The organism is Paenibacillus sp. LHD-117 (assembly GCF_030929555.1).
GTDB lineage: Bacteria > Bacillota > Bacilli > Paenibacillales > Paenibacillaceae > Pristimantibacillus.
The window spans coordinates 104,512-128,951 of the sequence record NZ_JAVFVT010000014.1 but is presented as its reverse complement, the minus strand read 5'-3'; the positions used below and the strand labels follow the sequence as shown (position 1 = coordinate 128,951).

26 protein-coding genes are annotated in these 24,440 nt (G+C 54.5%); 8 read left to right on the top strand and 18 right to left on the bottom strand.

Annotation, left to right across the window (positions count from 1 at the left end; all coding sequences use genetic code 11):
* Positions 1-46 precede the first annotated feature (46 nt).
* Both RB620_RS13120 and RB620_RS13115 read left to right on the top strand, forming a co-directional pair.
* Positions 47-703, top strand: coding sequence for a DUF1361 domain-containing protein (locus RB620_RS13120; RefSeq protein WP_308094971.1), 657 nt, complete (start codon positions 47-49; stop codon positions 701-703).
* Positions 700-1,011, top strand: coding sequence for a hypothetical protein (locus tag RB620_RS13115; RefSeq protein ID WP_308094969.1), 312 nt, complete (start codon positions 700-702; stop codon positions 1,009-1,011). The genes RB620_RS13120 and RB620_RS13115 overlap by 4 nt, the downstream gene beginning before the upstream one ends.
* Before the next feature lie 121 nt (positions 1,012-1,132).
* Here the strand turns inward: RB620_RS13115 and RB620_RS13110 are convergent, their stop codons facing one another.
* The 4 genes from RB620_RS13110 to ilvB all read right to left on the bottom strand — a co-directional run bounded on the left by RB620_RS13110 (position 1,133) and on the right by ilvB (position 6,227).
* A complete protein-coding gene (locus tag RB620_RS13110; protein ID WP_308094967.1) occupies positions 1,133-2,677 on the bottom strand; it encodes a 2-isopropylmalate synthase in 1,545 nt (514 codons plus the stop codon).
* A gap of 146 nt (positions 2,678-2,823) precedes the next feature.
* Positions 2,824-3,816 carry a ketol-acid reductoisomerase gene (gene ilvC / locus RB620_RS13105; protein WP_308094965.1) on the bottom strand — a complete coding sequence of 331 codons (993 nt, stop codon included), beginning with the start codon at positions 3,814-3,816 and terminating at the stop codon, positions 2,824-2,826.
* A gap of 180 nt (positions 3,817-3,996) precedes the next feature.
* Positions 3,997-4,485 (bottom strand): acetolactate synthase small subunit, encoded by a 489-nt coding sequence (gene ilvN / locus RB620_RS13100; RefSeq protein ID WP_308094963.1) that lies wholly within the window; start codon positions 4,483-4,485, stop codon positions 3,997-3,999.
* Positions 4,482-6,227 carry a biosynthetic-type acetolactate synthase large subunit gene (ilvB, locus tag RB620_RS13095; RefSeq protein WP_308094961.1) on the bottom strand — a complete coding sequence of 582 codons (1,746 nt, stop codon included), beginning with the start codon at positions 6,225-6,227 and terminating at the stop codon, positions 4,482-4,484. Before ilvB ends, ilvN begins: the two co-directional genes overlap by 4 nt.
* A 575-nt stretch (positions 6,228-6,802) precedes the next feature.
* Here ilvB and RB620_RS13090 point away from each other — a divergent pair.
* Entirely contained in the window at positions 6,803-7,270 is a 468-nt protein-coding gene (locus RB620_RS13090; protein ID WP_308094959.1) for a GNAT family N-acetyltransferase, read from the top strand.
* A 22-nt stretch (positions 7,271-7,292) separates the two neighbouring features.
* Here the strand turns inward: RB620_RS13090 and RB620_RS13085 are convergent, their stop codons facing one another.
* The 6 genes from RB620_RS13085 to RB620_RS13060 all read right to left on the bottom strand — a co-directional run bounded on the left by RB620_RS13085 (position 7,293) and on the right by RB620_RS13060 (position 12,177).
* Complete coding sequence (locus RB620_RS13085) at positions 7,293-7,733, bottom strand: eL33 family ribosomal protein (RefSeq protein ID WP_308094957.1); 441 nt, start codon at positions 7,731-7,733, stop codon at positions 7,293-7,295.
* Between the two features lie 178 nt (positions 7,734-7,911).
* Positions 7,912-8,271, bottom strand: coding sequence for a 50S ribosomal protein L20 (rplT, locus tag RB620_RS13080; RefSeq protein ID WP_308094955.1), 360 nt, complete (start codon positions 8,269-8,271; stop codon positions 7,912-7,914).
* 47 nt (positions 8,272-8,318) lie between these two features.
* Positions 8,319-8,519 (bottom strand): 50S ribosomal protein L35, encoded by a 201-nt coding sequence (gene rpmI / locus RB620_RS13075; protein WP_308094953.1) that lies wholly within the window; start codon positions 8,517-8,519, stop codon positions 8,319-8,321.
* A gap of 37 nt (positions 8,520-8,556) precedes the next feature.
* Positions 8,557-9,141 (bottom strand): translation initiation factor IF-3, encoded by a 585-nt coding sequence (infC, locus tag RB620_RS13070; protein ID WP_308094951.1) that lies wholly within the window; start codon positions 9,139-9,141, stop codon positions 8,557-8,559.
* Between the two features lie 337 nt (positions 9,142-9,478).
* Entirely contained in the window at positions 9,479-10,714 is a 1,236-nt protein-coding gene (locus RB620_RS13065; protein ID WP_308094949.1) for a glycosyltransferase family 2 protein, read from the bottom strand.
* A 266-nt stretch (positions 10,715-10,980) separates the two neighbouring features.
* Positions 10,981-12,177: a glycosyltransferase family 4 protein gene (locus RB620_RS13060; protein WP_308094947.1), complete on the bottom strand. Its 1,197-nt coding sequence runs from the start codon at positions 12,175-12,177 to the stop codon at positions 10,981-10,983.
* A gap of 224 nt (positions 12,178-12,401) precedes the next feature.
* Here RB620_RS13060 and RB620_RS13055 point away from each other — a divergent pair, with 224 nt between their 5' ends.
* Complete coding sequence (locus RB620_RS13055; protein WP_308095015.1) at positions 12,402-12,944, top strand: phosphatase PAP2 family protein; 543 nt, start codon at positions 12,402-12,404, stop codon at positions 12,942-12,944.
* A 24-nt stretch (positions 12,945-12,968) separates the two neighbouring features.
* Here the strand turns inward: RB620_RS13055 and trmB are convergent, their stop codons facing one another.
* Both trmB and RB620_RS13045 read right to left on the bottom strand, forming a co-directional pair.
* Positions 12,969-13,721, bottom strand: coding sequence for a tRNA (guanosine(46)-N7)-methyltransferase TrmB (gene trmB, locus RB620_RS13050; RefSeq protein WP_308094946.1), 753 nt, complete (start codon positions 13,719-13,721; stop codon positions 12,969-12,971).
* 169 nt (positions 13,722-13,890) lie between these two features.
* Positions 13,891-14,097, bottom strand: a complete 207-nt coding sequence (locus RB620_RS13045; RefSeq protein WP_308094945.1) for a hypothetical protein — start codon at positions 14,095-14,097, stop codon at positions 13,891-13,893.
* A gap of 280 nt (positions 14,098-14,377) precedes the next feature.
* Between RB620_RS13045 and mnmL the strand changes: the two genes are divergently transcribed.
* The 4 genes from mnmL to RB620_RS13025 are packed head-to-tail and all read left to right on the top strand — an operon-like array spanning position 14,378 to position 17,378.
* Positions 14,378-15,340 carry a tRNA modification radical SAM protein MnmL/YtqA gene (mnmL, locus tag RB620_RS13040; protein ID WP_308094943.1) on the top strand — a complete coding sequence of 321 codons (963 nt, stop codon included), beginning with the start codon at positions 14,378-14,380 and terminating at the stop codon, positions 15,338-15,340.
* A gap of 4 nt (positions 15,341-15,344) precedes the next feature.
* On the top strand, positions 15,345-15,929 hold the full coding sequence (mnmM, locus tag RB620_RS13035; protein ID WP_308094941.1) for a tRNA 5-(aminomethyl)-2-thiouridylate-methyltransferase MnmM: 585 nt from the start codon (positions 15,345-15,347) through the stop codon (positions 15,927-15,929).
* A 40-nt stretch (positions 15,930-15,969) separates the two neighbouring features.
* Entirely contained in the window at positions 15,970-16,371 is a 402-nt protein-coding gene (locus RB620_RS13030) for a VOC family protein (RefSeq protein WP_308094938.1), read from the top strand.
* Positions 16,372-16,403: 32 nt separating this feature from the next.
* Complete coding sequence (locus RB620_RS13025) at positions 16,404-17,378, top strand: type I phosphomannose isomerase catalytic subunit (RefSeq protein WP_308094936.1); 975 nt, start codon at positions 16,404-16,406, stop codon at positions 17,376-17,378.
* Positions 17,379-17,501: 123 nt separating this feature from the next.
* On the opposite strand, the gene RB620_RS13020 is transcribed toward RB620_RS13025, so the two are convergent.
* From RB620_RS13020 to RB620_RS12995, 6 genes are all read right to left on the bottom strand, one after another.
* Positions 17,502-19,328, bottom strand: a complete 1,827-nt coding sequence (locus RB620_RS13020; protein ID WP_308094934.1) for a B12-binding domain-containing radical SAM protein — start codon at positions 19,326-19,328, stop codon at positions 17,502-17,504.
* Positions 19,329-19,434: 106 nt separating this feature from the next.
* A complete protein-coding gene (locus tag RB620_RS13015) occupies positions 19,435-20,979 on the bottom strand; it encodes a trypsin-like peptidase domain-containing protein (protein WP_308094932.1) in 1,545 nt (514 codons plus the stop codon).
* A gap of 151 nt (positions 20,980-21,130) precedes the next feature.
* The gene (locus RB620_RS13010; RefSeq protein ID WP_308094930.1) at positions 21,131-22,714 is read right to left on the bottom strand and encodes an ArnT family glycosyltransferase; all 1,584 of its coding nucleotides are present in this window, start codon (positions 22,712-22,714) and stop codon (positions 21,131-21,133) included.
* Positions 22,715-22,757: 43 nt separating this feature from the next.
* Entirely contained in the window at positions 22,758-23,318 is a 561-nt protein-coding gene (locus tag RB620_RS13005; protein ID WP_308094929.1) for a GNAT family N-acetyltransferase, read from the bottom strand.
* A gap of 118 nt (positions 23,319-23,436) precedes the next feature.
* Positions 23,437-23,943 (bottom strand): ferritin, encoded by a 507-nt coding sequence (locus tag RB620_RS13000; protein WP_308094927.1) that lies wholly within the window; start codon positions 23,941-23,943, stop codon positions 23,437-23,439.
* A gap of 95 nt (positions 23,944-24,038) precedes the next feature.
* Entirely contained in the window at positions 24,039-24,260 is a 222-nt protein-coding gene (locus RB620_RS12995; protein WP_308094924.1) for a DUF1450 domain-containing protein, read from the bottom strand.
* Between the last annotated feature and the right edge of the window lie 180 nt (positions 24,261-24,440).

Sequence of the window (24,440 nt, the reverse complement as noted above, 5' to 3'; positions counted from 1 at the left end):
TATAGCAGACTGCTGGACATGATTGAATATCGGAGAGAGGGTAACCATGGCATCGAAAATAATTGCGAACATCGGAGACCGCAACAAGGCGCGGCTCTTGTTTTTTGCGTATGCGCTTATCTTGTTCGTCAGCGAACATCATTTTTCTTTTATGCTGTTTAATCTATTCCTCGCTTACGCGTCGCTGGAAATTTCCTATCTTCTGCCTTTGTTCCGGGTAAGGAAACGGTCGGAGCTGCCGGCTAGCCTTTTGGTTTACGTGCTGTTTCTCCTCATGTCGCCCAATGTCTTTTATATCGTTACGGATTTGATCCATCTGAACGCCTTTCCTTTTCGCTACACTGAGGGGCTCCGAGTAAAGGAATGGTGGCATTTTACGATTCTCGTATCGGGGGTGTTCATTGCCGTCTTTTATTATGCCACTATGATAAAGCAGGTACTCGATTTGTTGAAGCTCAGCAGATGGAGTCGCTGGTCCCGACATATCCTGTTTGCATTTATCGTTCTGAATAGCGTCGGGATCTATATCGGACGTTTCCTTCGATTCCATTCCGTCCACCTGTTCACCGAGCCGTTCAAGCTGATGCAACAGTTTATCGATTCAATAACCCGCGACGCCCTATTGTTTATCGGCTGGATTACGCTGCTGCAGCTGTTGGTCGTATGGATGTTCGCAAGAGCGGGCGAAGGAGTAAAAACATGACCGAATTTACCTTTTATGCGATTATCGTTGTCATGGTCGCGATGACGGCTGCTTTTCAAATTTATATGACGGTCGTGTTTTATCGCTTGGAACAGTCCGTTCCATGGGCATTGCTGGCGCTCGCGCTCCCGTTTGGCTTAAACGTTCTCCTCTATCAGGCGGTGAAGCTCGAACCTGAAGCAGGGCCCGATTTCGAATGCATGGCGGCAGACCGAAGAAAGCTATGGAGGAAGGTGTATCTCTTTCTCCTGCTGCAATATATGGTGTTGTTCGGCTGCTTGGGCTGGTTCCTATCCCCTGAAGGCTGATCGTTTAGCGAGCCAAAAAAATACGCCGGGCAATGGTCGGGCCATGACGTTTTCGGTCATCCTCCCGCCATTGCCGGCGTTTTTTTTGCGATTTTTTGCGTTTATTCAAGATAAGCTATTCTTAGATCAAGCTCATCTTATCCCGGCGGCCCGGCGACTTACGTTTCTCGATCAGGCGGTTCACCGCGTCGATATACGCACGTGCGCTGGCTTCCAGAATATCGGTGCTTAAACCTCTGCCTTGCGCGGAGATCTCTTCTTGCTTCAGCACGACATGGACTTCGCCAAGCGCGTCTTTCCCTTGCGAGACCGACTTGATGGAGTAATCCTCCAGCTCGACCGTCTCAGCCGTCGCCTTGTCGATCGCGTTGTAGATGGCGTCGACGGAACCGTTGCCTTCCGCCGTCTCCACACGCGTCTCGCCTTCGGCCAGACGTACCCGCACAGAAGCGCTTGGCGTCGATTGGTTGCCGTAGCTCACCTGGATCGTCTCCAGCGTGAACACTTCCGGCGTATCGGTCAGCTTCTCTTCCAGCATCGCGCGAATGTCTTCGTCGCTTACGTTTTTCTTCTTGTCCGCCAGGTCCTTGAACTTCGCGAACGCCGCGTTGACGGCGTCATCGTTCAGCTCGTAACCAAGGTCGATCAGCTTCTCGCGGAACGCGTGGCGTCCGGAGTGTTTACCAAGCACAAGCTTGGATTCGCGCAGGCCGATCGTGTCCGGCGAAATAATTTCGTACGTCGTCTTCTCTTTCAGCATGCCATCCTGGTGAATGCCGGACTCATGCGCGAAGGCGTTGGCACCTACGATGGCTTTGTTGCCCGGAACGACCATGCCCGTCAGCTTGCTGACAAGACGGCTCGTTTTGGCGATTTCCTTCAGGTTCAGCGTGGTCTGCGCTCCGAAGAAATCGGGACGCGTTGCCAGAGCCATCGCAACCTCTTCGATCGCCGTATTGCCCGCCCGTTCGCCGATGCCGTTGATCGTGCCTTCCACTTGGTCGGCGCCGTTCAGAATGGCGGCAAGCGCATTGGCTGTCGCCATCCCTAGATCGTCATGGCAATGAGCGCTCAGCTGAATCGTCTCGATGTTCGGTACGTTTTCTTTGAGCGTCTTGAAGATATTGCCGAATTCCTGCGGATTCATGTAGCCGACCGTATCCGGAATGTTGACGACCGTAGCCCCTGCCTTGATCGCCATGTCTGTCACTTCGCATAGGAAGTCGAGCTCCGTACGTCCGGCATCCTCCGGCGAAAATTCGATCTTGCTGAAATATTGTTTCGCGTACCGGATCGCCCGGTCCGCCGCCTCGAGCACTTGCTCCTTCTCCATCCGGAGCTTGTGCTTCCGATGAATCGGGCTTGTCGCCAGGAACAAGTGAATGCAAGGATCCTGCGCGCCCTTCAGCGCTTCGCGAACCGCGTCGATGTCCTGCTCGCGGGAACGGGACAGGCCGATGATCGTCGCGTTCTTGACCGCGCGCGCAACGGCGTTCACCGCGGCGAGGTCGCCGGGGGATGCAGCCGGGAAGCCGGCTTCGATCCGGTCTACGCCAAGCTTCTCCAGCTGGAGCGCGATTTCGACCTTCTCTTTCGTATTCAAATTCACGCCCGGAGATTGCTCGCCGTCACGAAGCGTTGTATCGAAAATGTAAATTTTCCGCATATGCTACTTGCACCTCCATGAACAGAATGATCCCGATTGCACGCGGCCGCATCTCCAGTCAACGCATGGGTATGCGTCGACCGGAGAGCCGGTGAACCGGGACTAAGAATACATCTGAAGCTATTATATGGTGTGATTTTATTTACTTACTTCTTGATCCAGTGCATCAATTCGCGAAGCTGTTTGCCCGTTTGCTCGATCGGATGAGCGGCTTCGTTGCGGCGGGTAGCCGTCAACATCGCGCGGCCGGATTGGTTCTCCAAGATGAAGTCGCGAGCGAAACGGCCGGATTGGATATCTTCCAGTACTCGTTTCATCTCTTTTTTCGTTTCTTCTGTAACGATGCGAGGGCCCGTCACGTAGTCGCCGTATTCAGCCGTGTTGGAGATGGAATCGCGCATCGTTGCAAGGCCGCCTTCGTACATCAGGTCGACGATCAGCTTCAACTCGTGCAAGCACTCGAAGTAAGCCATCTCAGGAGCGTAGCCGGCTTCAACCAATGTTTCGAAGCCCGCTTTAACCAGCGCGGAAGCGCCGCCGCACAATACGGCTTGCTCGCCGAACAAGTCGGTTTCCGTTTCTTCCTTGAAGCTAGTCTCGATAACGCCGGCACGCGTGCAGCCGATGCCTTTTGCGTAAGCAAGACCGATGTTTTTGGCGTTGCCAGTCGCGTCTTGGTGGATCGCGATCAAGCCAGGAACGCCGAAACCTTCTTGATACGTGCGGCGAACCATGTGGCCCGGCGACTTAGGAGCAACCAGGAATACGTCTTTGTCCGCGCTTGGCACGATTTGGCCGTAGTGGATGTTGAAGCCGTGGGAGAACATCAGAGCCGCGCCTTGTTTCAGGTTCGGTTCAATTTCTTCATTGTATACGCGTGCTTGCGTCTCGTCCGGAAGAAGGATTTGAACAACGTCGGCCACTTTCGTAGCTTCTGCTACGGTAAGAACTTCGAAGCCGTCTTTTCTTGCAACGTCTGCGGATTTGCCTGGGCGAAGACCGATAACGACTTTCAGGCCGCTGTCGCGAAGATTTTGCGCTTGCGCGTGGCCTTGGCTGCCGTATCCGATAACCGCGATTGTTTTGCCTTGCAGAACGCCTTGGTCGGCGTCTTTCTCATAATACATTGTAACTGCCATGTGAATAATTGCCTCCTTTGATTTAACCCTTTTGAGCGGGTGTTTAAGCGAAGAAGCCCGGTAAGCGAAAGACCGGTTCCTCTCTTAAACTCCCGCTCAAAGCGGGATGTTGTTTCATTGTTCGTTTCCCATCATATAGCCCGTTGCCGCACATCTTCCTATGGCGTGATATCGAATTACCTATTGCTTCACGTTACCGCGGTTAAGCGCGGTAACACCAGTGCGCGAAAGTTCACGGATGCCATAAGGCTTCAGCAGCTCGATCATGGCATCGATTTTTTCGGTGTCCCCGACGACTTGAACCATAAGCGAATGAGTGCCGATATCGACTACCGCTGCCCGGAACGTCTCGACGACGCCCAGAATTTCAGGTCGGCTTGCCGGTTCTGCATGGACTTTGATCAATGCCAGCTCACGGCCTACCATCGGATTCGCGCTAAGATCGATAACCTTGATGACATCGATCAGCTTGTACAATTGTTTCGTGATTTGCTCCAGCGTGTGGTCATCGCCAGTAGTGACGATGACCATTCGTGATAATCCTTGCTCTTCGCTCGTGCCTACCGTTATGCTCTCGATATTGAAGCCGCGGCGTCCGAACAGGCCGGATACGCGTTGCAGAACGCCGGGCTGGTCGTTCACAATAACTGCGATCGTATGTTTCTTCATTCCGCATCCCCCATGATCATTTGGTCAATGGTGCTGCCTTGCGCAACCATCGGATAAACGTTCTCGTCCCTGCGAACGACGAACTCTACGACGGCAGGGCCTGGATGGCGGAGCGCTTCTTCCCAAACTTGGCGGGATTCCTCTTTGTTCGAGGCGCGGAAACCTTTGACGCCGTAGGCTTCTGCCAGCTTAACGAAGTCGGGGCTGCCGGCAAGGTCGATATGGCTGAACCGGTTCTCGTGAATCAGCTCTTGCCACTGGCGCACCATGCCGAGTACCTGATTGTTCAAGATAACAACCTTGACCGGAATGTTGTTGATTGCGCAGATCGCCAGCTCCTGTGCGCACATTTGCATGCCGCCGTCGCCGTTGATCGATACGACCACCCGATCCGGATTCGCCATCTGCGCGCCGATCGCCGACGGGAAGCCGAAGCCCATCGTGCCGAGGCCGCCGGACGTAACCCAAGAACGCGGTTTGTTGAAGTTGTAGTATTGAGCCGCCCACATCTGGTGCTGGCCGACGTCGGTCGTTACGATCGCGTCGCCGTTTGTCGTCTCGTGGATCATCTCCACGACCCACTGCGGCTTCAGTTCCGTGTCGGAATCCTTGTAGCTGAACGGATATTGTTTTTTCGAGTCTTGGATTTTTGCTCTCCAAGCATCCGCTTTGCCGGCGCGTACCGCGGTTTTGTTCGCCTGGCTTAACACGGTTTTGACGTCGCCTACGATCGGAATGTCCGTCGGCACGTTTTTGCCGATCTCCGCGGGATCGATGTCGATGTGAACGATCTTCGCGAGCGGTGCGAAGCCAGACAGCTTGCCGGTTACGCGGTCGTCGAAGCGCGCTCCAATATTGATGAGAAGATCCGCTTGCTGGATGGACGTATTGGCCGTGTAGGTTCCGTGCATGCCCGGCATGCCCATCCACAGCTCGTTCCCGCTTGGGAAGCCGCCGAGCCCGAGAAGCGTCGTCGTAATCGGAATTTCGGTTTTCGTCACGAACTCCAGCAGTTCCTCGTGCGCCCCCGAGTAAACGATCCCGCCGCCTGCCAGGATGACCGGACGCTCCGACTCTTGGATTGCCTTGATCAATTTGTCCACTTGAAGCTTGTTCGGGTTGACCGTCGGATTGTAGCCGCGGATGTTCACTTCCGTCACCGGCTTAAACAATGTCTTCGCAGCGGATACGTCCTTCGGGATATCGATCAGGACCGGACCCTTGCGGCCCGTGTTCGCGATGTGGAACGCTTCATGGATAACGCGCGGCAAATCTTCGACGTCGCGAACCAAGTAGCTGTGTTTCGTGATCGGCATCGTAATGCCGGTAATGTCCGCTTCTTGGAAAGCGTCGGAGCCGATCAGCGTCGACATGACGTTGCCCGTAATGACGACGAGCGGCACGGAATCCATGTATGCGGTGGCGATACCCGTAACCAGATTCGTCGCGCCTGGACCGGAAGTCGCGATGCATACCCCGACCTTGCCGCTTGCGCGTGCATAACCGTCGGCCGCGTGAATCGCGCCTTGTTCATGCCTTGTCAGCAAGTGGTTGAAATCGGGATTGCCGTGCATCGCGTCGTAGATGTACAAGACGGCGCCGCCGGGATAGCCGAACACGCAATCCACTCCCTCGAGCAGAAGGCTGCGAAGCAATATTTCCGATCCCGAGATCACCTCGGGCTTAGAGAACTTTTCCATCAATTCTTCCTTCGACTTTAGCGTTGCGCTTTGCGTTGCCATCAGTCAATCTCCTCCTCTCGAAAAACCAAAAAAACCTTTCGTCCCTCAGCAGTTTCTGCTGAAAGGGACGAAAGGTTAAGCTTCCGTGGTACCACCCAATTTCGTTATGCTTCTCTCGAAACATAACCTCCATAGGTAAGAACGCTGTGCACATTCCGACGTTCTACCATGGCACTGTAACGCTTGCCCTGCGATGCTCCCTAATACGCGTTGCCGCTTTTCAGGAGGATAGCTCCGAGGTGAGCTCGTAGAAAAGGGATTTTGGCGTCGGTTGCAGCTGATCCGCACGCTCTCTGAACAAAAGGGCCCTTATCACTTCGTCCTCATCATTGCCGATTGATATGACTTTTCATTATTATATGCCGATTGGGACGGTACGTCAAGAACCGATAATTCGAATTTTCCGCATATTCGGTTCTTCCCCGGCTCCCTGCAACGAGAAACCGTCCGGGACGAATCGCAAAACATGTGACCCGCTCATATGCTAGTGTAGCCTATGTTTGGCAATCCCATGCAACCAGCGCAAGCTTCCTTACGCCCTGCTTTCGTACCTGTGCTGGTCCCCGGAGGAAACCATGATAAGAGCGCGCAAACCGCAGGACGATCCAGAACTCGTCAGACTCGTCCGAACCGAGCTGATTCCTTATTCGCATACGGCAAGGCCTCTAGACGCCCATACCATTCGGGAGATGCCGCATCGTTTCCGCTGGGGCGTCACTTACGTAGCAACCAGGACGAAACAAGGACCGGCCCTTGCCTTCGTCCATTTTATTGCCGTTAACGGCCATCTGCTAATCGATATGCTTGCCACCCATCCCGAACATCGGGGCTTTGGCTACGGCTCGACGCTGATGGCTTATGCCGAAGCATACGGCTTGGCCCATCGCTGCAACTGGGTCAGGCTCTACGTCGATCTAAGCAACGGCAGAGCGCAGCGTTTCTATCAGAAGCTTGGATACGTGGCCGTCAGGTATTCACCCGAATTACAGTGCTACGAGATGGCCAAACCGCTCGTTCCTCTGTCCAATAGTCCGTCCGACTGAAATTGCCCGCTGCCGATCCTTATTAACCGCCAATATAGAACTCGTTGCCGTAACCGCCGACATTGCCGCCGACGTTGCCTCCGCCATAGCCGGCTCCGTAACCGCCGCCATAACCTCCGCCATATCCACCGCTGTAGCCACCGAATCCCCCGTCAAAACCACCGAAGCCGCCTTTGCCGTAACCGCAGCCCCCGCCGCAGCCTGGGTTGCCGCAGCCGCAACCCCCGAAACCGAAGCCGCCGCCGGCGAACAATCCGATTACCAGCAGATCAAATAGAACTAGCGGCAGAATGAAACCTTTCGTTCTTACGGTTCTGCCTTTGGTGCTTCTATTGGAAGATAAGATCAATTTATTGCCATGAACGCGAAGCAGCTTTCCCGTAACGACGGAGCCGTCTCTCCGCATCGCGTAGATCGATTTGCCTATAAGTTTCCGCGCTTGCCGCCTGGAAACCTTACGCATGTCAAATCCCTCCTTTCCCGTTATGATGTATCGTATTCGGGAAGGAGGCGTTCCGTCTGTATGTTTGTCCTGCCGCCCAAGTTGTAACGGCTGTCGTCGTCTATCGCGGCGCATTAGAACAAAGAGGCCTGCCCCGCGGCGTTAGCAGCAGGACAGGCCTCTTAAAGCTTAAGCGAACTTAAGCGTTGATTTTTTCTTTGGCAACGCCAGCCAGGGAGTTGAACGAACCGATGTCGTTAACAGCCAGATCAGCCAGCATTTTGCGGTTCACTTCAACGCCAGCAAGCTTCAGGCCATGCATGAATTTGCTGTAGGAAAGGCCATTGATGCGAGCTGCAGCGTTGATACGAACGATCCACAGTCTGCGGATGTCGCGTTTTTTGTTGCGGCGGTCGCGGTAAGCGTACATCAGGGACTTACCTACTTGCTCCTTCGCTGTTTTAAACAGACGGTGTTTCGAACCGAAGTAACCTTTAGCCAGTTTCAAAATTCTTTTGCGACGACGAGTGCGGACAAATCCGCCTTTAACTCTTGCCATGAGTGGAAACCTCCTGTAAGTTGATTTTGCTTATCTAAAGTCGTGTATTATTTCAAGTTGGAAAGACCTTGCTTGATGCGGCGAACGTCGCCTGCAGCCATAAGCGGCTGACCGGCAAGAACGCGCTTCTGGCGTCCCGATTTGTGCGAGAGCAGGTGGTTTCTGAACGCTTTGTAGCGTTTCACTTTACCAGTACCGGTAATTTTGAAGCGGTCTTTCAGACTGCTGTGCGTTTTCATCTTAGGCATGTCAGTTTTTCCTCCTTAAAGTTGTTCACCAGCTGTTTTAGCTGTTGGTTTTTGGTGCCAAAATCATAATCATGCTCCGGCCTTCCAGCTTGGGAGCGCGCTCGACATTGCATATTTCGGCAACCTCTTTGGACAAACGTTCCAGAATCTTCTGGCCGATCGACGCGTGCGTGATCTCGCGGCCGCGGAAACGGACGGAAGCCTTCACCTTGTCGCCTTCGCTAAGGAACTTCACCACGTTGCGGAACTTGACTTGGTAGTCATGCTCCTCGATGTTCGCGCGGAACCATACTTCCTTCACGTCAACGATCTTCTGGTTCTTGCGGGCTTCCTTTTCTTTCTTCTGCTGCTCGTAGCGGAACTTGCCGTAATCCATGATGCGGCATACCGGCGGTTTGGCCGTCGGCGCAACGTTCACCAGATCCATGCTAGCTTCAGCCGCGAGCTGCAGCGCGTCGCGAATCGACTTGATGCCGATTTGCTCTCCTTCCGCGCCAACCAATCGAACTTCCCTGGCCCGGATCTCATCGTTGATTTGATGTTCTCTGCTAATAACGTGCCACCTCCAAAATGGTATACTGCTTTTTAAAAAATAAAAATGCGGGTCCGTAGGAACCCGCATCTCATAAATGTCCGTGGAATTTGCCGAGGCCATTCCATATGTAGCATGAATGGCAGCTTACCCTTTGGGATCATCGCGAACCTGTCAGCCAAAGCCGGAAGGTGAGAAGCGGGCGCTTCTTCTTGTGCGTATCAGTGTGAAACACAATACTGAACTACTATATCACAGGCGATTGCCTGAGTCAACCCCTGAACGGAAAGTCCGAATAAACGTCGGTGATTGTCCGTTATAAGAGATGTGCCCATTTCCATTACGCATGAAAGCTCCCTCCAAAGCAAAGGTCGCTTTAGTATGAGGAAGCTTACAGGCATTAATCGTAAATGATTAGAGAAGCAGCCTACTTCCCTTGTACCTCTTCGATGCGCACGACTCGCGTATGCTGCGTATGGCTCCACGTTTTGTTATTCTGCGTGAAGAACGCGTAGAACGTGATCGGCCACCAGGACACCAGGAAGAACGGAAGCGTAAGGAGATGCGCGTACATCTTCCAACTGCGAACCTTCTCCAACATCATGGCCGCAGGGAACTGCAGTACCGTCGCCGTCACAGCCACGCCGATCAGCCACCAAGGAAGATAGCTGTACATGGAGTGAATCACGTTGTCCGCCGGAAGCGCCATGTCAATCCACATCACGACCGTCAAGAGGAAGCCCAGCAGCGTATTGTATACGGAGATCGTATAGACCGCCGCGTCGAATTTCACGAGGTTGCGTTCCTTGATGCTTGCCCACAGCAGCGGGAAGAAATAATTGCGGGCGACGTTAAAGTGCCCTTGCATCCAGCGCAGACGCTGTCTTGCCGAAGCGCGGAACGAAACGGGTTTCTCGTCGTATACCTTCGCGTCGTAGTTCAGCACAGGGTAGATGCCGCGTTTCACGCAGCGCATGGAGAACTCCAAATCCTCGACCAGGCTCGTCGCGCCCCAGCCCATGTCCTTCAGCAGCTTCGACTCGAAGCACATCCCCGTGCCTCCGAGGAAGTTGCTCATCTTCAGGTTCGTTCTGGACAGCTGCCACAGCCGGTTGCAGTACCAGTACGTAATGGCGTAAGCCGCCGTAATCCAGGAATCAGCCGGGTTCTTGGTATCCAGGTAACCTTGGATGACTTGGTGGCCTTCGCACAAATCGTCGTTCATCAGCTTGAGGAAGTCCGGGTTCACCAGATTGTCCGCGTCGAACATGACGACCGCGTCGTACTGGCGGGGCATAGCCCACAGCTCCTTCAGCATCCATTCGATGGCGTAGCCTTTGCCCCGCAGATGATTATTCGTTCGCACGCAAGCGTGAACGCCCATGCCGCGTGCGATCTCGGCCGTGTTGTCCGAGCAATTGTCGCAGATGACGAACACATCGTACAGTTCGGCCGGGTAGTCCAGCTTCTTCAAGTTGTCGATTAGCGCGCCGACGACCTGCGCCTCGTTATGCGCGGCGACCAGAACGGCGAACGACTTCTGCGGCGCGTGGCGTTTGCGGCTTTTGTTTTTCAGGAATCCGAATAGCGATAGCGTGAACTGGTAGACGGCGATAGTCGCCAATATCACTTGAAACACGATAAACACAATACTAAAGAACATGACGTGATGCCCCCTTGACCCTTAGGTTGTTGGCTTGCTTCTACCCTCCTTAAACGAGGAAGTTCATAAAGTCCGCTTTTGAAAGGCGGCAAGCTCTCTTTTGCCCTAACATTTGTATGTCATATTTGATTTACTGATTTTCCTCTGAAACCCCATCTTTGTCAAAATGGGAATTCGCCTTAATAACGTTTAATTCAGTCAGAAAAACGCTTGCATCCGCACTCAAGAAACCATTCCCCTCCTTTTCCTGCGCCACAGTCTTATTCTCAACCATTTCCTGCGTTTTTAGCACGAACGTCCCCGTTTGATTGCCGGTTATGAGATTTAATTAATGTGTACTCGCCAAGCAGCCTTCCGAATATGCCGTCCCAGGATTGGGTTAAGCTGTATGCATGAGCATTACGTCCCATTCGCTCCCTGAGTTCCATATTTCCTTGCAAAATGGACAGGGCGCTTGCGAAGCTCTCCGCGCTTCCCGGCTCGCAAAGCAGGCCCGTCTCGCCGTGGCGGACGGTGTCGCGAACCCCGCCCGCATTCGCGCCGATGACGGGCGTGCCGCAGGCCATGGACTCCAACACCACGTTGCCGAACGTCTCCGTCGGGGACGGGAACAGCAGCACGTCCGCGGCCGCGTACCATCGCTGGAGCTCCGGCAATTCCGCAAAGCCGACGAAGACGGCGCGAATGCCATCGCGCTTGCATCTTTCTTTTAATGCGGGCGCCGAAGGCCCGTCGCCGGCGATGACGAATGCGGCGTTCGGATTGGCTTGCTGTAGCTTAGCGAACGCTTCGATGGCGATTTCGACATTTTTCTCCGGCGCGAGACGTCCGACATAAAGCGCCATGAACGAACAGTCCCCCAGTCCGTGGCGGATCAGATGTTCCTCGCGATCGACGCCGGGGTGATAGGCGGCCGCATCGACGCCCCTCGTCCACAGCTTCATCCGAGATTCATCCCACCCCCTGTCTCCCAGCGCCCTTAGCGTTGTCGCGGAAGGTACGAATATGGATTGGCAATCCCGGTGGAACCATTCCATATATCTCCATAACAGCTTTTCCATCCATTGCAAATTGTAAAACGACAAGTAGTGATCGAAGTTGGTGTGATAGGAGGCCACGAGGGGAATGCCGTATTTCCGGGCGTAATGAATGCCGCATAGACCGAGGTTGAATGGGGTAGCCACGTGAATGAGGTCCGGCTGGAAGTCGCGAAGCGCCTTGCGGATAAAGGAAGGATTCGGAAGCGCGAGCCGGCATTCGGGGTAAAGGAAGAAAGGCAAACTGGCAAACCGCTCGACTGGGCTCATCGCGTGAGCGCCCTGTTGCGACGCGGCGGACGGCTCCGGCGCGAATACTTTGCAATGAACGCCTTGCCGCTCCAAATAATCCGTCCAGCGACCGAGCGTCCGCGCCACGCCGTTGATTTCGGGAGCATACGTGTCGGTGAAGATCGCCACTTTCATCCTGTTATCGCCTCCGTCGCTCCGGCAAGCTGCCGATGCCGCTAAAGCCTCGGCAGGCCGAATATCGTTTTGAGGCTAGCGTAACAAATAAATGTTTTCCTTAGATTATCCGCTTGTGTAGCATTCGTTAATACAGACTTCATCCAGCGTTAACGCTGAGGCAATCTTTCGGTGCTACAATGGGTTCAACAACGAGTGGGAAAGGATGATCGAGGGTGGAGAGAATGCTCGGCTGGATCAGATCGAATGAGGAGAGAATGCTCATCTGGGCGAACAGGAGGCCGGTCACGAACCGGATTCATGCCCTGATGGACGGTTGGTTTAGCGCCGTCACGCATTTGGGAGGGGCAACCTTCACGCTGCTCGCCGCCCTGCTCTGCGCGCTGCTAGCCCCGGAGCCTTATGGAACGGCCGGATGGCAAAGCTTGCTCGCCGTCGTCATTAGCCATATCCCGGTGGCGATCGTGAAGAGGAAGTTCAAGCGGCTGCGGCCTTACCAAGCAATGCCGGATGTGCGCACGTGCCCGAAGCCGCTGCAAGACTCTTCCTTCCCATCTGGACATACGACGGCCGTTTTCTCATGGATGGTGCCCTTCTTGCTGATGGGCATGATCGAGAGCGCCATTCTTGCCCCGGCTGCTTTTCTAATCGCGGTATCCGTAGGCTGGTCGAGAATGTACCTTGGACTCCATTATCCTTCGGACGTTGCCGCGGGAGCGATCATCGGCACGGCGACCGCCTTCGCCGTCCACTATTTCTGGATGTAACCGGCGATCGCCTGACCGAAATGTTTATTCGTTATCCGACTCTTCTTCCAGCGAAGCAGCCGCTTCCAGCTTGGCTGCTTCGCGTTTGCTGGCGCGATGCGCGCGAAGCGCCTCCTCGCCGATGACAACCTCGACGCGGTGTATCGGCTGCCCCTTCTCCATGAACTTCATTTCGTATTCCGTGAAAACTAAGTCTACCCTCGGCTCGTCCCTGTGCAGATGCAAGGAAATATTCCGCATCACGAGCTCCATCCCCGCGAAGCTGTTAAGAGAAAATTCGAACAGCGTCATGGAATCGGTTTTGAAATGGATTTCACCGCGTTCGTTTAAGATCTCGATGTATTTGGCCACAAAACGCTCATGCGTCAGCCTGCGTCGGGCATGCTTGCCCTTCGGCCACGGATCGCTGAAGTTCAAATAAATGCGCTCCAGCTCGCCGGGCGCGAACATCGTCTCGATGCCCTCGATGTTCGCTCTGAGCAAAGCAAGATTCGGAGGCGAGTTCACTCCCTTCTCCTCCCAAGCGATCCGGCCTTTCTCGCTGGCTCTGCGGAGCAGCTCGTCGTACATGTCCACGCCGATAAAATTAATATGAGGATTGCGAACGCTCATTTGGCTGATGAACCGTCCCTTGCCCATCCCGAGCTCCACGTAAATCGGATTATCGTTGCCGAAAAATTCTCTCCATTTGCCGCGATGCGGCGCCGCGTCCAGCACAACCAGCTCCGGCTGGCTTTCCAGACTTTCCCGAATGCCTTTCCTGCCTCTCAAACGCATAGCTTCGAACTCCTTCTTCTGATCGCGTTAATAACAATTCGTCCTTTATTGTGCCCAACTAGACGTCCATTGTAAAGCGTTTTTACCTCGGGAAACGAAAAAGCCGCTGCCTCGCGGCTAGCGGCCTTGCGGATATGGATTCGATCATCGACGCGCGGTCGGATCGGCTTTAGCTAAGCAGTTGGTAAGGGATCGGGGCGTTTTCCTTGGATTCGCGCTCGTACGTGTCTTCGAGAATCTGGTTCAGCTTCTTCCGGGCCGAGACCTCAACCGCATGGTTGGAATGGAAGCGGATGCCCGCAAGCGCCTGCAGTTCTTTAACGGTAAGCTCCACCGTTACTTTCTCGTCGCCATAAGGAATTTTTGCCGTTGTCATCTCACATCACCTCATCGATTTATTTTCTTCATTATTTCCATTTTATCGACTTATCATGTGTACGGTTACATTTAGGCTATGTCAGATACGTTTATTGATTTGTCGCACTTTTAATATAACACACCATGTTAGGTTACGCAAGCCTAAATTATTCCTTGGCGGATTTATTTTCCAGTACTCCAGATCCGAACAATCTTGGGAGGGTCATGGATTAGGCATGGCTTTTCGGTCGCTTTTTCGTTAAAATGTAGGATGAACGCAAGATGAGAAGGGGATTTTCATGATTCAGCCGCAACCGTTCTCCACGCAGCCGCTGCTGTGGGGGGAAAAAAGATTTCATACATGGAATTACGAAATGCGGGAGCAGTTCGGCTGCAAAGTATTCAAAGTCACGCTGGATGCAGGGTTCACCTGCCCGAACCGGGACGGCTCCCTCGCCAAAGGCGGCTGCACGTTCTGCAGCGCCAGAGGTTCCGGAGACTTCGCGGGCAGCCGGCGAGACGATCTTGTCACGCAGTTCAACACAATCCGGGACAGGCAGCACCGGAAGTGGCCGGAGGCCAAATATATCGGCTATTTCCAAGCCTATACGAACACGTACGCGCCGGTCGAAGAGCTTCGCGAATATTATGAAGTGATTCTGCAACAGCCGGGAGTCGTCGGGCTGTCCATCGCGACTCGCCCCGATTGCCTGCCGGACGACGTCATCGATTATTTGGCCGAGCTGAACGAACGCACTTATCTTTGGGTCGAGATGGGCTTGCAGACGATCCATGAATCAACGTCGCAGCTCATCAATCGCGCGCATGATACCGAGTGTTATCTCGATGCGGTACGCAAGCTGCGCGAGCGCGGGATCCGCGTCTGCGCCCACATTATTTACGGTTTGCCTCAAGAGTCCCGCGAGATGATGCTGGATACCGGCCGCGCCGTCGCCCGCATGGACGTGCAAGGCATCAAGATCCACTTGCTGCATCTCATGCGGAAGACGCCGATGGTGAAGCAATACGAAGCCGGCCTGCTGCGTTTCCTGGAGCAAGATGAATATATGAAGCTCGTGGTCGACTCCCTCGAGTTCCTGCCGCCGGAGATGATCGTGCACAGGTTAACCGGGGACGCGCCCCGCGATCTTCTCATCGGCCCGATGTGGAGCCAGAAAAAATGGGAAGTGCTGAACGAGATCGACGACGAGCTGCGGCGCCGAAAGACATGGCAAGGCAAGCTCTGGCAGCCGGAGGGATAAGCTGATGGGATTCTTATCGGTACTAAGCATGGCGCATAAGTGGATCGCGGAGCGGACGCAGCCGGGCGATACGGTCATCGACGCAACCGCAGGCGGCGGCGTCGATACGCTCGCCTTGGCGGAACTTGTTGGCCCGAAGGGTTGCGTCTACGCTTTCGACATCCAGGAGGATGCCTTGCATAGGACGAGGCAGCGGCTGGCTCCTTTGATCGAGGCGGGCAGGCTGCCGCGACTTCACCTGAAGCTGGCCGACCATGCGGACATGGCCGACTATGTGGACGAGGAAGCCGCAGGCTGCGCGGCCGCGGTCATGTTTAACCTAGGCTATCTGCCCGGTGGCGATCCCGCAGTCATTACGAGAACCGAATCGACGCTGCGGGCGCTCGAATCGGCGCTCGATCTGCTGCGGCCGGGCGGCATCCTGACCTGCGTCCTCTATCCCGGCCATCCGGGCGGGGAAGCGGAGGCTGCCGCCGTCGAAGCTTGGGCGGCGAAATTGCCGCAATCTGCCGGACAGGCCGTGCTCTACCGGCAGCCTCAGCGGCAGGCCGCACCCTATTTGATCGCTGTTGAACGCCGCAAATCTTAGGATCCAAAACCAAACCGTACATATGGAAGGGGATTTTCGAATGGCAGTCAAAAAAATTGAGCATCTCGGCATTATGGTTAGCAACATCGAGCAGTCCGTTGCCTTCTACACATCCGTTCTAGGTCTGGAGCACAAATACACAATGCTGCATACGAACGGCATCATTCGGCTCGGGTTTCTGTCCTTCCCGGGTCATGAGGAGACGGAGATCGAATTGATCGAAGGGTATAACAGCGCTTTGCCCGCAGAAGGGAAAACCCATCACACGGCTTACACCGTCGACGATATCGAAAGCGAATTCGAGCGCGTGAAAGCGCTCGGCGTTCCACTGCGCGATACCGAAATCACGACGTTGCCGAATGGCGCCCGTTACTTCTTCCTGTACGGGCCGGACGGCGAGCTGCTCGAGCTATTCCAGCCGGCAGTGCAATTAGGCAACTAACAAGCACGTATTCAAAGATTGGAGGAATAAGTATGACCGTTCAACCTTATCCACTGAAGTTCAAGGCGGAGATGAAAGAGAGAGTTTGGGGCGGCAGGGCGCTGGAGCAATTCGGACTGGAGCTGCCGGATGGCGCCATCGGGGAAGGCTGGATGATCGGCGATCATCCGAACGGCACGACGAAGGTGATCAACGGCGAGCTCGCCGGTCTCGGACTCGATGAAATCCGCGGGCAGTACGGCCGCGAATGGTTCGGCAGCCGCGGTTTTTCCGAGAAGAACGGCCGATTCCCGCTGCTGATCAAGCTGCTCGATTGCAATGACGACCTGTCTGTGCAGGTCCATCCGACGGACAGCTACGACCGGCTGCCTGCCGGCGAACTTGGCAAGACGGAGATGTGGTATATACTCAGCGCGAAGCCTGGAGCCAAGATCATTTACGGCCTGAAGGAAGGCATCGACCGTGCTTCCATGGAGCAAGCGATCAATGAAGGCCGGATCATGGAGACGCTGCAAGAAGTGTCGGTAGAGGCCGGCGACGCATTCTACATCCCGGCAGGCACCGTGCACGCGCTCTGCTCTGGTGTCGTCGTAGCGGAAATTCAGCAAAATTCCGATACGACGTACCGCCTTTACGATTACGATCGTCCCGGACTCGACGGCAAGCTGCGCGAGCTGCATGTCGAAGACTCCCTGAACGTCATCGCCTACGAGGGCGCAGGCGCGCAGCGCATGAAGACGGATGGCGTCGGCGCCGGCGAATGGCTAACGATCGCTTCATCCCCATACTTCCAAGTGGAGAAGGGCGTAATCGAAGGACCGCTTCCGCTGTCGACCGATTCCGACAGCTTCGTCATTCTAGTCGTCGCCGCAGGCGAAGGCCGGCTGCGTTGGGCGGACGAAGAGCTTCCGGCCAAAGCCGGCGAATGTTTCCTTCTTCCTGCGACGCTTGGCCGTTATGAGCTGTCCGGCAGCATGACCGTACTGCGCAGCGTCGTTCCAGCCTAAGGAGCGGCAAACTCTGCACCCAGAGCCGACGGCTCGTGGATGGGTTTCGAAATGAACAAAGGTCGGAGATGACGGACTTAACCGTTGTCTCCGACCTTATTTTTACGATTAAATCTCTATCGCCTACAGGGCCGTCGCCGGCTCCATTTGCATCAAGAACGGTCGCGGCTTCGACTTGCTGTTTTCCTTATCGAGCGCATACAACATGATTAGAAGCGAATGGCGATCGGTCGACAGCTCTCCCGTCTCCAGAAACGCAGCCAGATCGAACGGCAGCTTCTCCAGTACGGCGTGCTTATGCAGATCCCGCTCGTTCAGCCCGACCGCCGCGAACTCCGCCGACACGTTCTCCGGCCGCTCCGCAAGCATCCGCATCCATCCGCTCCACTCCGACTTGTCCATCGAGTAATCCCACCACGTTTTGCGCGGCTTATAGTTGTGATTCAGGAAATAATCGTATTTCATTAACCCCAGCACGACGCTCGTATCAAGCTTTGAGCCGACCGTCCCGCCATCCTCGCCAAGCGCCGTATCCTTCGGCAGCGTCGATAAGAAACCCCATAGTCGCGAGAACAGATCTTCGAGCTGATGGCCGATCTTGCTCCAGCCGCGCTCTTCCCAATAATCGCCGAACATTTGGAAGAAATCGAACGGAGACGGGAACACCCGATCGACCAAATAAAGAAGTGTATGGTCCATGCGATGGGCGTTCCAATATTTTTCCAGCACATCCTCGACGCGTTTGATTCTCACGATATCGCCGAACGGCATCAATTCGTTGCCTAACATCTCGTAAGGCGCGCGGTCCATGTAGATATAACCCCACTTGTCCGCGTCGCGCCTCAGGCCGGTACCGCGCAGCATCTTGAGGAAACCGAGCTGCAGCTCTTCGGGTCGCAGCGCGAACACGTCGTTGAAGGTGCCTCTGAACGTGTCGTAATTTTCGAGCGGCAGCCCGGCAATCAAATCCAAGTGCTGGTCGATCTTGCCGGAATCCTTCACTTTCGTCACGGTGCGTACGAGCTTCGACCAATTCTGCCGGCGCTGGACGGCCAAATTCGTAGGGTCGTTGGTCGACTGGACGCCGATCTCAAAGCGGAAGATGCCCGGGGGTGCATGCTCGGCCAAATAATCGAGCACCTCCGGCCGCATAATGTCCGCCGTAATCTCGAATTGGAAGACGCAGCCACGATGGTTCTCGATCAGAAATCGGAACATCTCGAGCGCGTAGTCCCGTTTGATGTTGAACGTCCGGTCCACGAATTTGATCAGTTTGGCGCCGTTGTCGATCAAATAAACAATATCGGATTTGGTCCGTTCCATATCGAAGTAACGAACGCCGACCTCGATGCTGGACAGGCAGAACTGGCAGCTGAACGGACAGCCTCGGCTCGTCTCGAAGTAGACGACGCGGCTGCCGAGCTGCGGAATGTCTTCGGCGAACCGATACGGCGACGGAAGTTCGTTTAAGTTCAGCTTCGGGCGCGGAGGATTGACGAGAATTTCCGTTCCGTGCTCCCGCTGCTTCCTGTAGGCGATGCCGAACACCATATGGTATTTGCCCGCGCCCTGGATCTCCGTCAGCAGATGGTCGAACGTTTCTTCTCCTTCTCCCACGACGATGAAGTCTACTTCGGGCAGACGCTCCATCCAATACTCGGTATCATAGCTGACCTCGGGTCCCCCGAGCACGATCTTCAGCTCCGGCTTAATTTTGCGCAGCATGTTAATCACCGTGATCGTCTCTTCGATATTCCAAATGTAGCAGGAGAAACCGACCACGTCGGGATTGCGGCCGAATAGATCCGAAGCGATGTTCATCGCCGGATCCTTGATCGTATATTCGGCGATGTCGATATCGAACCGGTCGCCACTGAACGCCTTCAAGCAGCGAAGGGCGAGCGATGTATGAATGAACTTAGCGTTTAATGTGGAAAGCACGACTTTCATGTTTAATCCCTCTCTTAATGAACAAGCTGCCTTCTATTGTACCGAACTTCCGCGCAAAATAGAAGCGGCGCCGATCTCGCGTACCGCGGCGATCGGCGCCTGCCTATTATATCCTCGTGCGAATATACATTTGATCCTTGAGCTGCATGTCGATAACTGTATGCTTCACCCGCCACTTGCCTTCACCGATGAACGTTACTTCTCCCTGCGCAAAGCCGCGAGGCTGGAAGCCGTAATCCCGCTCGAAGGAAATGAGGACTTGAATCTTGTCATCGGGCAGCATGCGATGGAACTCTTGGCCGAGCAGAACCGTCCAGAACCGCAGCTCATCCTCGACTTGCTTCGCATAATATAAGTAGAAGAGCGGGTCGATGTTGGCCGTCAAGACGAGCCACCCTTCCGAATCGCGCTTCGCTTCCCACTTCGTAAACTCGGCAACGCCTTCCGATGTCGCAACCGACGAGAATTCCTTCTCAAGCAGCTTCTGAATATCGGATAACGGAGCACCTACCAGCGTCTCGGGGAAAATCGGCTCCAAAAATTCGGCGTCCTTCACCATCTTGTCCGTCACCTGATCCATCAGCATGGCGGCGTGGAACGCGGATACGGCGAAATTCAAATCGGCAAGGCTGTTGTCGTACCCCGCCGAAGTGATGCCGATGAATTGACCGTATTCGTTAAACAACGCGCCTCCGGAGCTGCCGTGATCGGTTGGTGCGTTGAACTGAATCCAGCTAACGCCGGCGTCATAGCTTAAATTGCTGATCAAGCCGTCCGAGACGGTATTCTGCAGGCCGAGAGGGCTTCCGATCGCAACGACGCGATCTCCCTTATTCGCTTCGAAAGCGTAGCCGACTTCTACCGGCATCAGATCATGAGGCTTCTCGGTGCGAATAATCGCGAGGTCCGCCGCTTCGTTCACGGCAACGACACCCTTCACCTTCATCTCATCGGAGTAGATGTCGTACGCGGTTGCGGATGCCGCGTCCGCGATGACATGGTAGTTGGTCAGGATCAAATCTTCGCCAACCGCAATGCCGCTTCCTTGGGCCTTGTTCGTCATGATCATCACGACGCTGCCGTCATATAGATTCACGATATCGTTAGCGGACAATTTCGGAAGATCGGGCAGATTCCCTTCCTCTTCCCCTAGCTCGTCTTCGCCCTGATAGCTCCACGTTTCGATCTTGATCGCGTTCGCGGCGGAATCCCATTCGACCGATGCTTCAAGCTGCTCGGCTACGAACCGGACCGGTACATAAGGCACGCCGTTCTTCAAGATCGCGGGCGTTGCCAAGACAACCGTATTCCCGTTTACGATCGCTTCCTTCTTGCCCACGGCCATAGAAAGCGTTAATCCGCCATCTCTCACGATAATCGTGCCCGTCTTGGATTCCAGCGCCGATACGACGCCCATAGCATCCAGCAATTCCTTCATAGGCGCGAGAGCCGCGCCGTTCTCCTTCACAATCGGAGACGACAACGTCATCTTCTTGCCATCCACCCACAATGCCAACTCTTGCGATTGCTGCGAAGCCGTCTTCGCCGATGCGGCATGCGCGTAGCTGCCCGTAGCGGCTAGCGGCGCGAATAGCAGCCCCGCGGCCAACATCGTGCATACCGCCGCCTTATACCAAGTCGATCGTTTCATCTCTAGCTCCTCCAAATCTCCCATTTTACGACTAGAAACATACACCAATTAATCCTATCACCCTTATTTTGGAATGTCTATTGTTTCTTGCTAGTTTTGAAGACCCGACTTATATTGAATCTCTCCTTATATCGGCAGAAACATGTTCGGTTTAGAGCGAATTGGAAGCCTTTTCCGTCAAGACGGAAAAGTTTTTGAATCTGCGAATCTCGTAACCTTCCAAAATTGCGGCAGGCGGAAGCTCGCTATTATGCAGGACGTAGGCGGCCGCCCTCCCGCGTACCGGCGCGGCGTCGCCGAACGTATACCTGCCGAATGAGCGCACTTGCTGGAATGGCGCGCCGGGATTGCTATAGGTCACCGTGTCGACGAACGAACGCGGATCGACGCGCTCGTAGAACAAGACGTAGATATAAGGCATGTTCACTGCGCCCGTCACCGCGATCGGGCCGTCCGTCTCGCCCGAGGCATAGCGGACTGCTTCTCCGAACGATTCGTAGAAGGTAGGACCTATCTCGTCCGGGTACTTCGTAAAGTAATGCCAGCCGAACAGCGCGAACAACATGACGAAGGCGGGCAGCACGATTTTAAGAGAATCGCGGATCCATTCGCCGAACCAGACTAAACCTGCCGAACCGAGCAATAAGATCGGATAAAAAATAACGTTGATCCGGTTCATGTTGATATCCATGATAAGTGCCATGAGCAGCGCCGCCGCGAACCATAGACAGACGATGGCATGAGGCGCGCTTTTGTTCTTGAACATCTTCGCGGCGACGACGCCGATTCCGATCGCGATGAATGGAATCCCTAGCGGATATATGTAGCCGTAGTCGGGAATCGCGTTCCATGGCAAACCGTCGTCCTGCGATAGTAGCAGCTCCAGCAGTTTATTCGCACGAAGCGCGATCCCTTCCGCCAAACCGTCCGAGAAGAGCGCGGATACTTGCTCCACCCTCGGAACCGTTAGCTTCGGAATCGTGAAGAAAGGCGTTACGATCGCCTCTTTACCTGCTTTATTAATATAAAGGAACAACAGGATAGGCAGAGACAAGACGGCCAGAAGAGCTGCCTGCAGCAGCAGGATGGCGGGTTTCACGCGTTTCGTAGCCCACAGGTAAGTCGCGGCGGCAACGGTGAACACCGGGACAAAAAAGTAAGCCGTGCCGTATGCGTACAGCGACAAGGCAAGCATGATCGTGGAGCCGTATAGCCACTTCGGCTTTTCTAGTCCCAGCAGCAAGAAATAAACCGCAAGCAGCGCCAGCGTCGGGAACAGATTCGACTCCAGCCCCCACCTGGACATCATGATATGCCAAGGACAGATGGCGGTCAGGAACAACGCGAGCAGGACTCCCTTGCGGCTGTCGAACATCCTCCTGCCGATGCCGTACATGGCTGCCATGCCGATCAGCCCGAAGAGCATGCTGACCGCGCGCACGGACCAGACATTCAAGCCGAACAAATAAATAAACGGCATGGAGAAGTAGGCGTACAGCGCATTCTGTCCGCTCCCCCACGCGATCAGATGTACGGGCAGGCTCGCTCCGTTGCGGTCAATCCCATAGTGCAAGATCGCGTAAGCATCGTAGCCTACAGAAGCTTCGTCTTGATTAAGCCCAGGCGGGATCACTCCTCCGTACCACAATCTGACGAGCGCTCCAACAGCGAACAACAGAATAAGCAGCGGATTGCGCCTTATCCACCCCAACGACGACTTCAGTGCCTCTTTCACCGTTCTCCCCCTAAGAGAACCGTCCGCTAAACTTCATGAACGGCTACAGCTCTTTGATCATTCGTATATACGTCCCGCCGCTTACGATCCATAAGCCGTCATCGACGAAACCCAGCTTTCGGTACAGCGCGTACGCGCCTTCATTGTATTGCTCGACGATAAGAGAGAGCCTTCGGAACCCGCCCGCTTTGCCGCGCTCTTCGAAAGCCGCGATCAGCGCTTTGGCGATGCCCTGTCCCCGGTAACGCTCATCCACCGCGACGGCGTCGAGGTAGAAGTCGCCGGGCTTGCATTCCGGCACCAACGCTCCGGCAGCCTCCGCCCCGTAATTTCGCTCCAATCGCTCCCTTATCGGACGATCCAACTCGATCGCTTCATCGCCGGGATAACAAATCAGCATCCCAGCGATACCGCCGTCCCTGCGATCCACAATGATATTGCCGTAGCTGATCCGGTTCCGCTCTTGCCCGATGTATCCGAGCAGGACATCCCATGTTTCCGAATCTTCGGACGTGCCCGATAACGTATGCGCAATCGAACCGATGGCCGACAGAAGCAGCGGCATCAGCTTGTCCGCGTCGCTTTTCAAGGCTGAATCAATCATATTACACCTCTCCCTATCTGAAAACCCGAATTATAAAAAAATAGAGCCCTCCCAGCATGTTTCACATGCTTGGCGAGTGGCTCTACCCGAATTCCCGAACGATCGGTCCCGCTTAGGATTATTCCCCCGCCGGAGGCGTGAAGGAACGTCCCGCAAATTCCGCGTCCAGCATATAGAAGGCGTTGCTGTCCTTATCGATCCGCTTCAGCTTGTTGATAATGCTGTCGAACAATGCTTCCTCTTCCACCTGCTCGTCGATGAACCACTTCAGGAAGTTGATCGTCGCATGTTCGCGGTCGTTCATGGCGAGGTCGGACAGGTTGTAGAATCTCTCCGTATTTTGTTGTTCGTGCTTGTAGCCTTGTTCGAAGGCATGAAGGATGGAAGTATATTCGTTAGTCGGCTCCGGCAGCGCTTCTAATGTTGCGCGACGGCCGCGGTCGTTCAGGAATTTATAGATCTTCATGGCGTGGAACCGTTCTTCTTCCGCTTGAACGATGAAGAAATTCGCGAAGCCGTCCAGGCTGTCTCCGGAGCAATACGCAGCCATCGCAAGATACACATGGGCGGAGTAAAACTCGAAATTCATTTGTTCGTTTAAAGCTTTGGCCAATGAGTCTTTCATATAGATGTGCACCTCGCCTTCTTATTTGTACTCATTCTAACATAAAAATAAGAGGCGGCAAATGGCCGCCCCTCCTATATTTCCCAACTTTTAAATTAACCAATCATTTTTTTCAAACGTTTATATAGCAGCTCGGGGGTTGGCGCGCTTACGGTCTTAGACTTGACGACGACAAAACATTCCATCTTGCACGTCTTGCAATTGCCCAGGCAGTCGCTTTTCTTCCGCTTGATCCCGGGATGCTTCTCCTTCATCGCCTTATAGACCGACTTCGAGCCGAGCTTCAAGTTGCGTTTGCAATATTTGACCTTCTTCATGCTCCACCCCGCGTCGCCAAGAATACAACCTTTGATAATCGCTCTCATTAAGATGATAGTAATTATCATTCCCGTTGTCAAGAGGCGAGTTAGAAAATACCATGCCCAGATGGCGCATGTTTCAAAGCTGCGCCAGCCCAGCGCCGTGATCGCGTAAAAAAAGGACCATCCTCGCCATGA

What these genes read in the sequence shown, in the direction of transcription:
- RB620_RS13120 (WP_308094971.1), top strand. Translation starts at nt 47, where the DNA reads ATGGCATCGAAAATAATTGCGAACATCGGAGACCGCAACAAGGCGCGG.
- RB620_RS13115 (WP_308094969.1), top strand. Translation starts at nt 700, where the DNA reads ATGACCGAATTTACCTTTTATGCGATTATCGTTGTCATGGTCGCGATG.
- RB620_RS13110 (WP_308094967.1), bottom strand. Translation starts at nt 2,677, where the DNA reads ATGCGGAAAATTTACATTTTCGATACAACGCTTCGTGACGGCGAGCAA.
- ilvC (WP_308094965.1), bottom strand. Translation starts at nt 3,816, where the DNA reads ATGGCAGTTACAATGTATTATGAGAAAGACGCCGACCAAGGCGTTCTG.
- ilvN (WP_308094963.1), bottom strand. Translation starts at nt 4,485, where the DNA reads ATGAAGAAACATACGATCGCAGTTATTGTGAACGACCAGCCCGGCGTT.
- ilvB (WP_308094961.1), bottom strand. Translation starts at nt 6,227, where the DNA reads ATGGCAACGCAAAGCGCAACGCTAAAGTCGAAGGAAGAATTGATGGAA.
- RB620_RS13090 (WP_308094959.1), top strand. Translation starts at nt 6,803, where the DNA reads ATGATAAGAGCGCGCAAACCGCAGGACGATCCAGAACTCGTCAGACTC.
- RB620_RS13085 (WP_308094957.1), bottom strand. Translation starts at nt 7,733, where the DNA reads ATGCGTAAGGTTTCCAGGCGGCAAGCGCGGAAACTTATAGGCAAATCG.
- rplT (WP_308094955.1), bottom strand. Translation starts at nt 8,271, where the DNA reads ATGGCAAGAGTTAAAGGCGGATTTGTCCGCACTCGTCGTCGCAAAAGA.
- rpmI (WP_308094953.1), bottom strand. Translation starts at nt 8,519, where the DNA reads ATGCCTAAGATGAAAACGCACAGCAGTCTGAAAGACCGCTTCAAAATT.
- infC (WP_308094951.1), bottom strand. Translation starts at nt 9,141, where the DNA reads ATGCGGGTTCCTACGGACCCGCATTTTTATTTTTTAAAAAGCAGTATA.
- RB620_RS13065 (WP_308094949.1), bottom strand. Translation starts at nt 10,714, where the DNA reads ATGTTCTTTAGTATTGTGTTTATCGTGTTTCAAGTGATATTGGCGACT.
- RB620_RS13060 (WP_308094947.1), bottom strand. Translation starts at nt 12,177, where the DNA reads ATGAAAGTGGCGATCTTCACCGACACGTATGCTCCCGAAATCAACGGC.
- RB620_RS13055 (WP_308095015.1), top strand. Translation starts at nt 12,402, where the DNA reads ATGCTCGGCTGGATCAGATCGAATGAGGAGAGAATGCTCATCTGGGCG.
- trmB (WP_308094946.1), bottom strand. Translation starts at nt 13,721, where the DNA reads ATGCGTTTGAGAGGCAGGAAAGGCATTCGGGAAAGTCTGGAAAGCCAG.
- RB620_RS13045 (WP_308094945.1), bottom strand. Translation starts at nt 14,097, where the DNA reads ATGACAACGGCAAAAATTCCTTATGGCGACGAGAAAGTAACGGTGGAG.
- mnmL (WP_308094943.1), top strand. Translation starts at nt 14,378, where the DNA reads ATGATTCAGCCGCAACCGTTCTCCACGCAGCCGCTGCTGTGGGGGGAA.
- mnmM (WP_308094941.1), top strand. Translation starts at nt 15,345, where the DNA reads ATGGGATTCTTATCGGTACTAAGCATGGCGCATAAGTGGATCGCGGAG.
- RB620_RS13030 (WP_308094938.1), top strand. Translation starts at nt 15,970, where the DNA reads ATGGCAGTCAAAAAAATTGAGCATCTCGGCATTATGGTTAGCAACATC.
- RB620_RS13025 (WP_308094936.1), top strand. Translation starts at nt 16,404, where the DNA reads ATGACCGTTCAACCTTATCCACTGAAGTTCAAGGCGGAGATGAAAGAG.
- RB620_RS13020 (WP_308094934.1), bottom strand. Translation starts at nt 19,328, where the DNA reads ATGAAAGTCGTGCTTTCCACATTAAACGCTAAGTTCATTCATACATCG.
- RB620_RS13015 (WP_308094932.1), bottom strand. Translation starts at nt 20,979, where the DNA reads ATGAAACGATCGACTTGGTATAAGGCGGCGGTATGCACGATGTTGGCC.
- RB620_RS13005 (WP_308094929.1), bottom strand. Translation starts at nt 23,318, where the DNA reads ATGATTGATTCAGCCTTGAAAAGCGACGCGGACAAGCTGATGCCGCTG.
- RB620_RS13000 (WP_308094927.1), bottom strand. Translation starts at nt 23,943, where the DNA reads ATGAAAGACTCATTGGCCAAAGCTTTAAACGAACAAATGAATTTCGAG.
- RB620_RS12995 (WP_308094924.1), bottom strand. Translation starts at nt 24,260, where the DNA reads ATGAAGAAGGTCAAATATTGCAAACGCAACTTGAAGCTCGGCTCGAAG.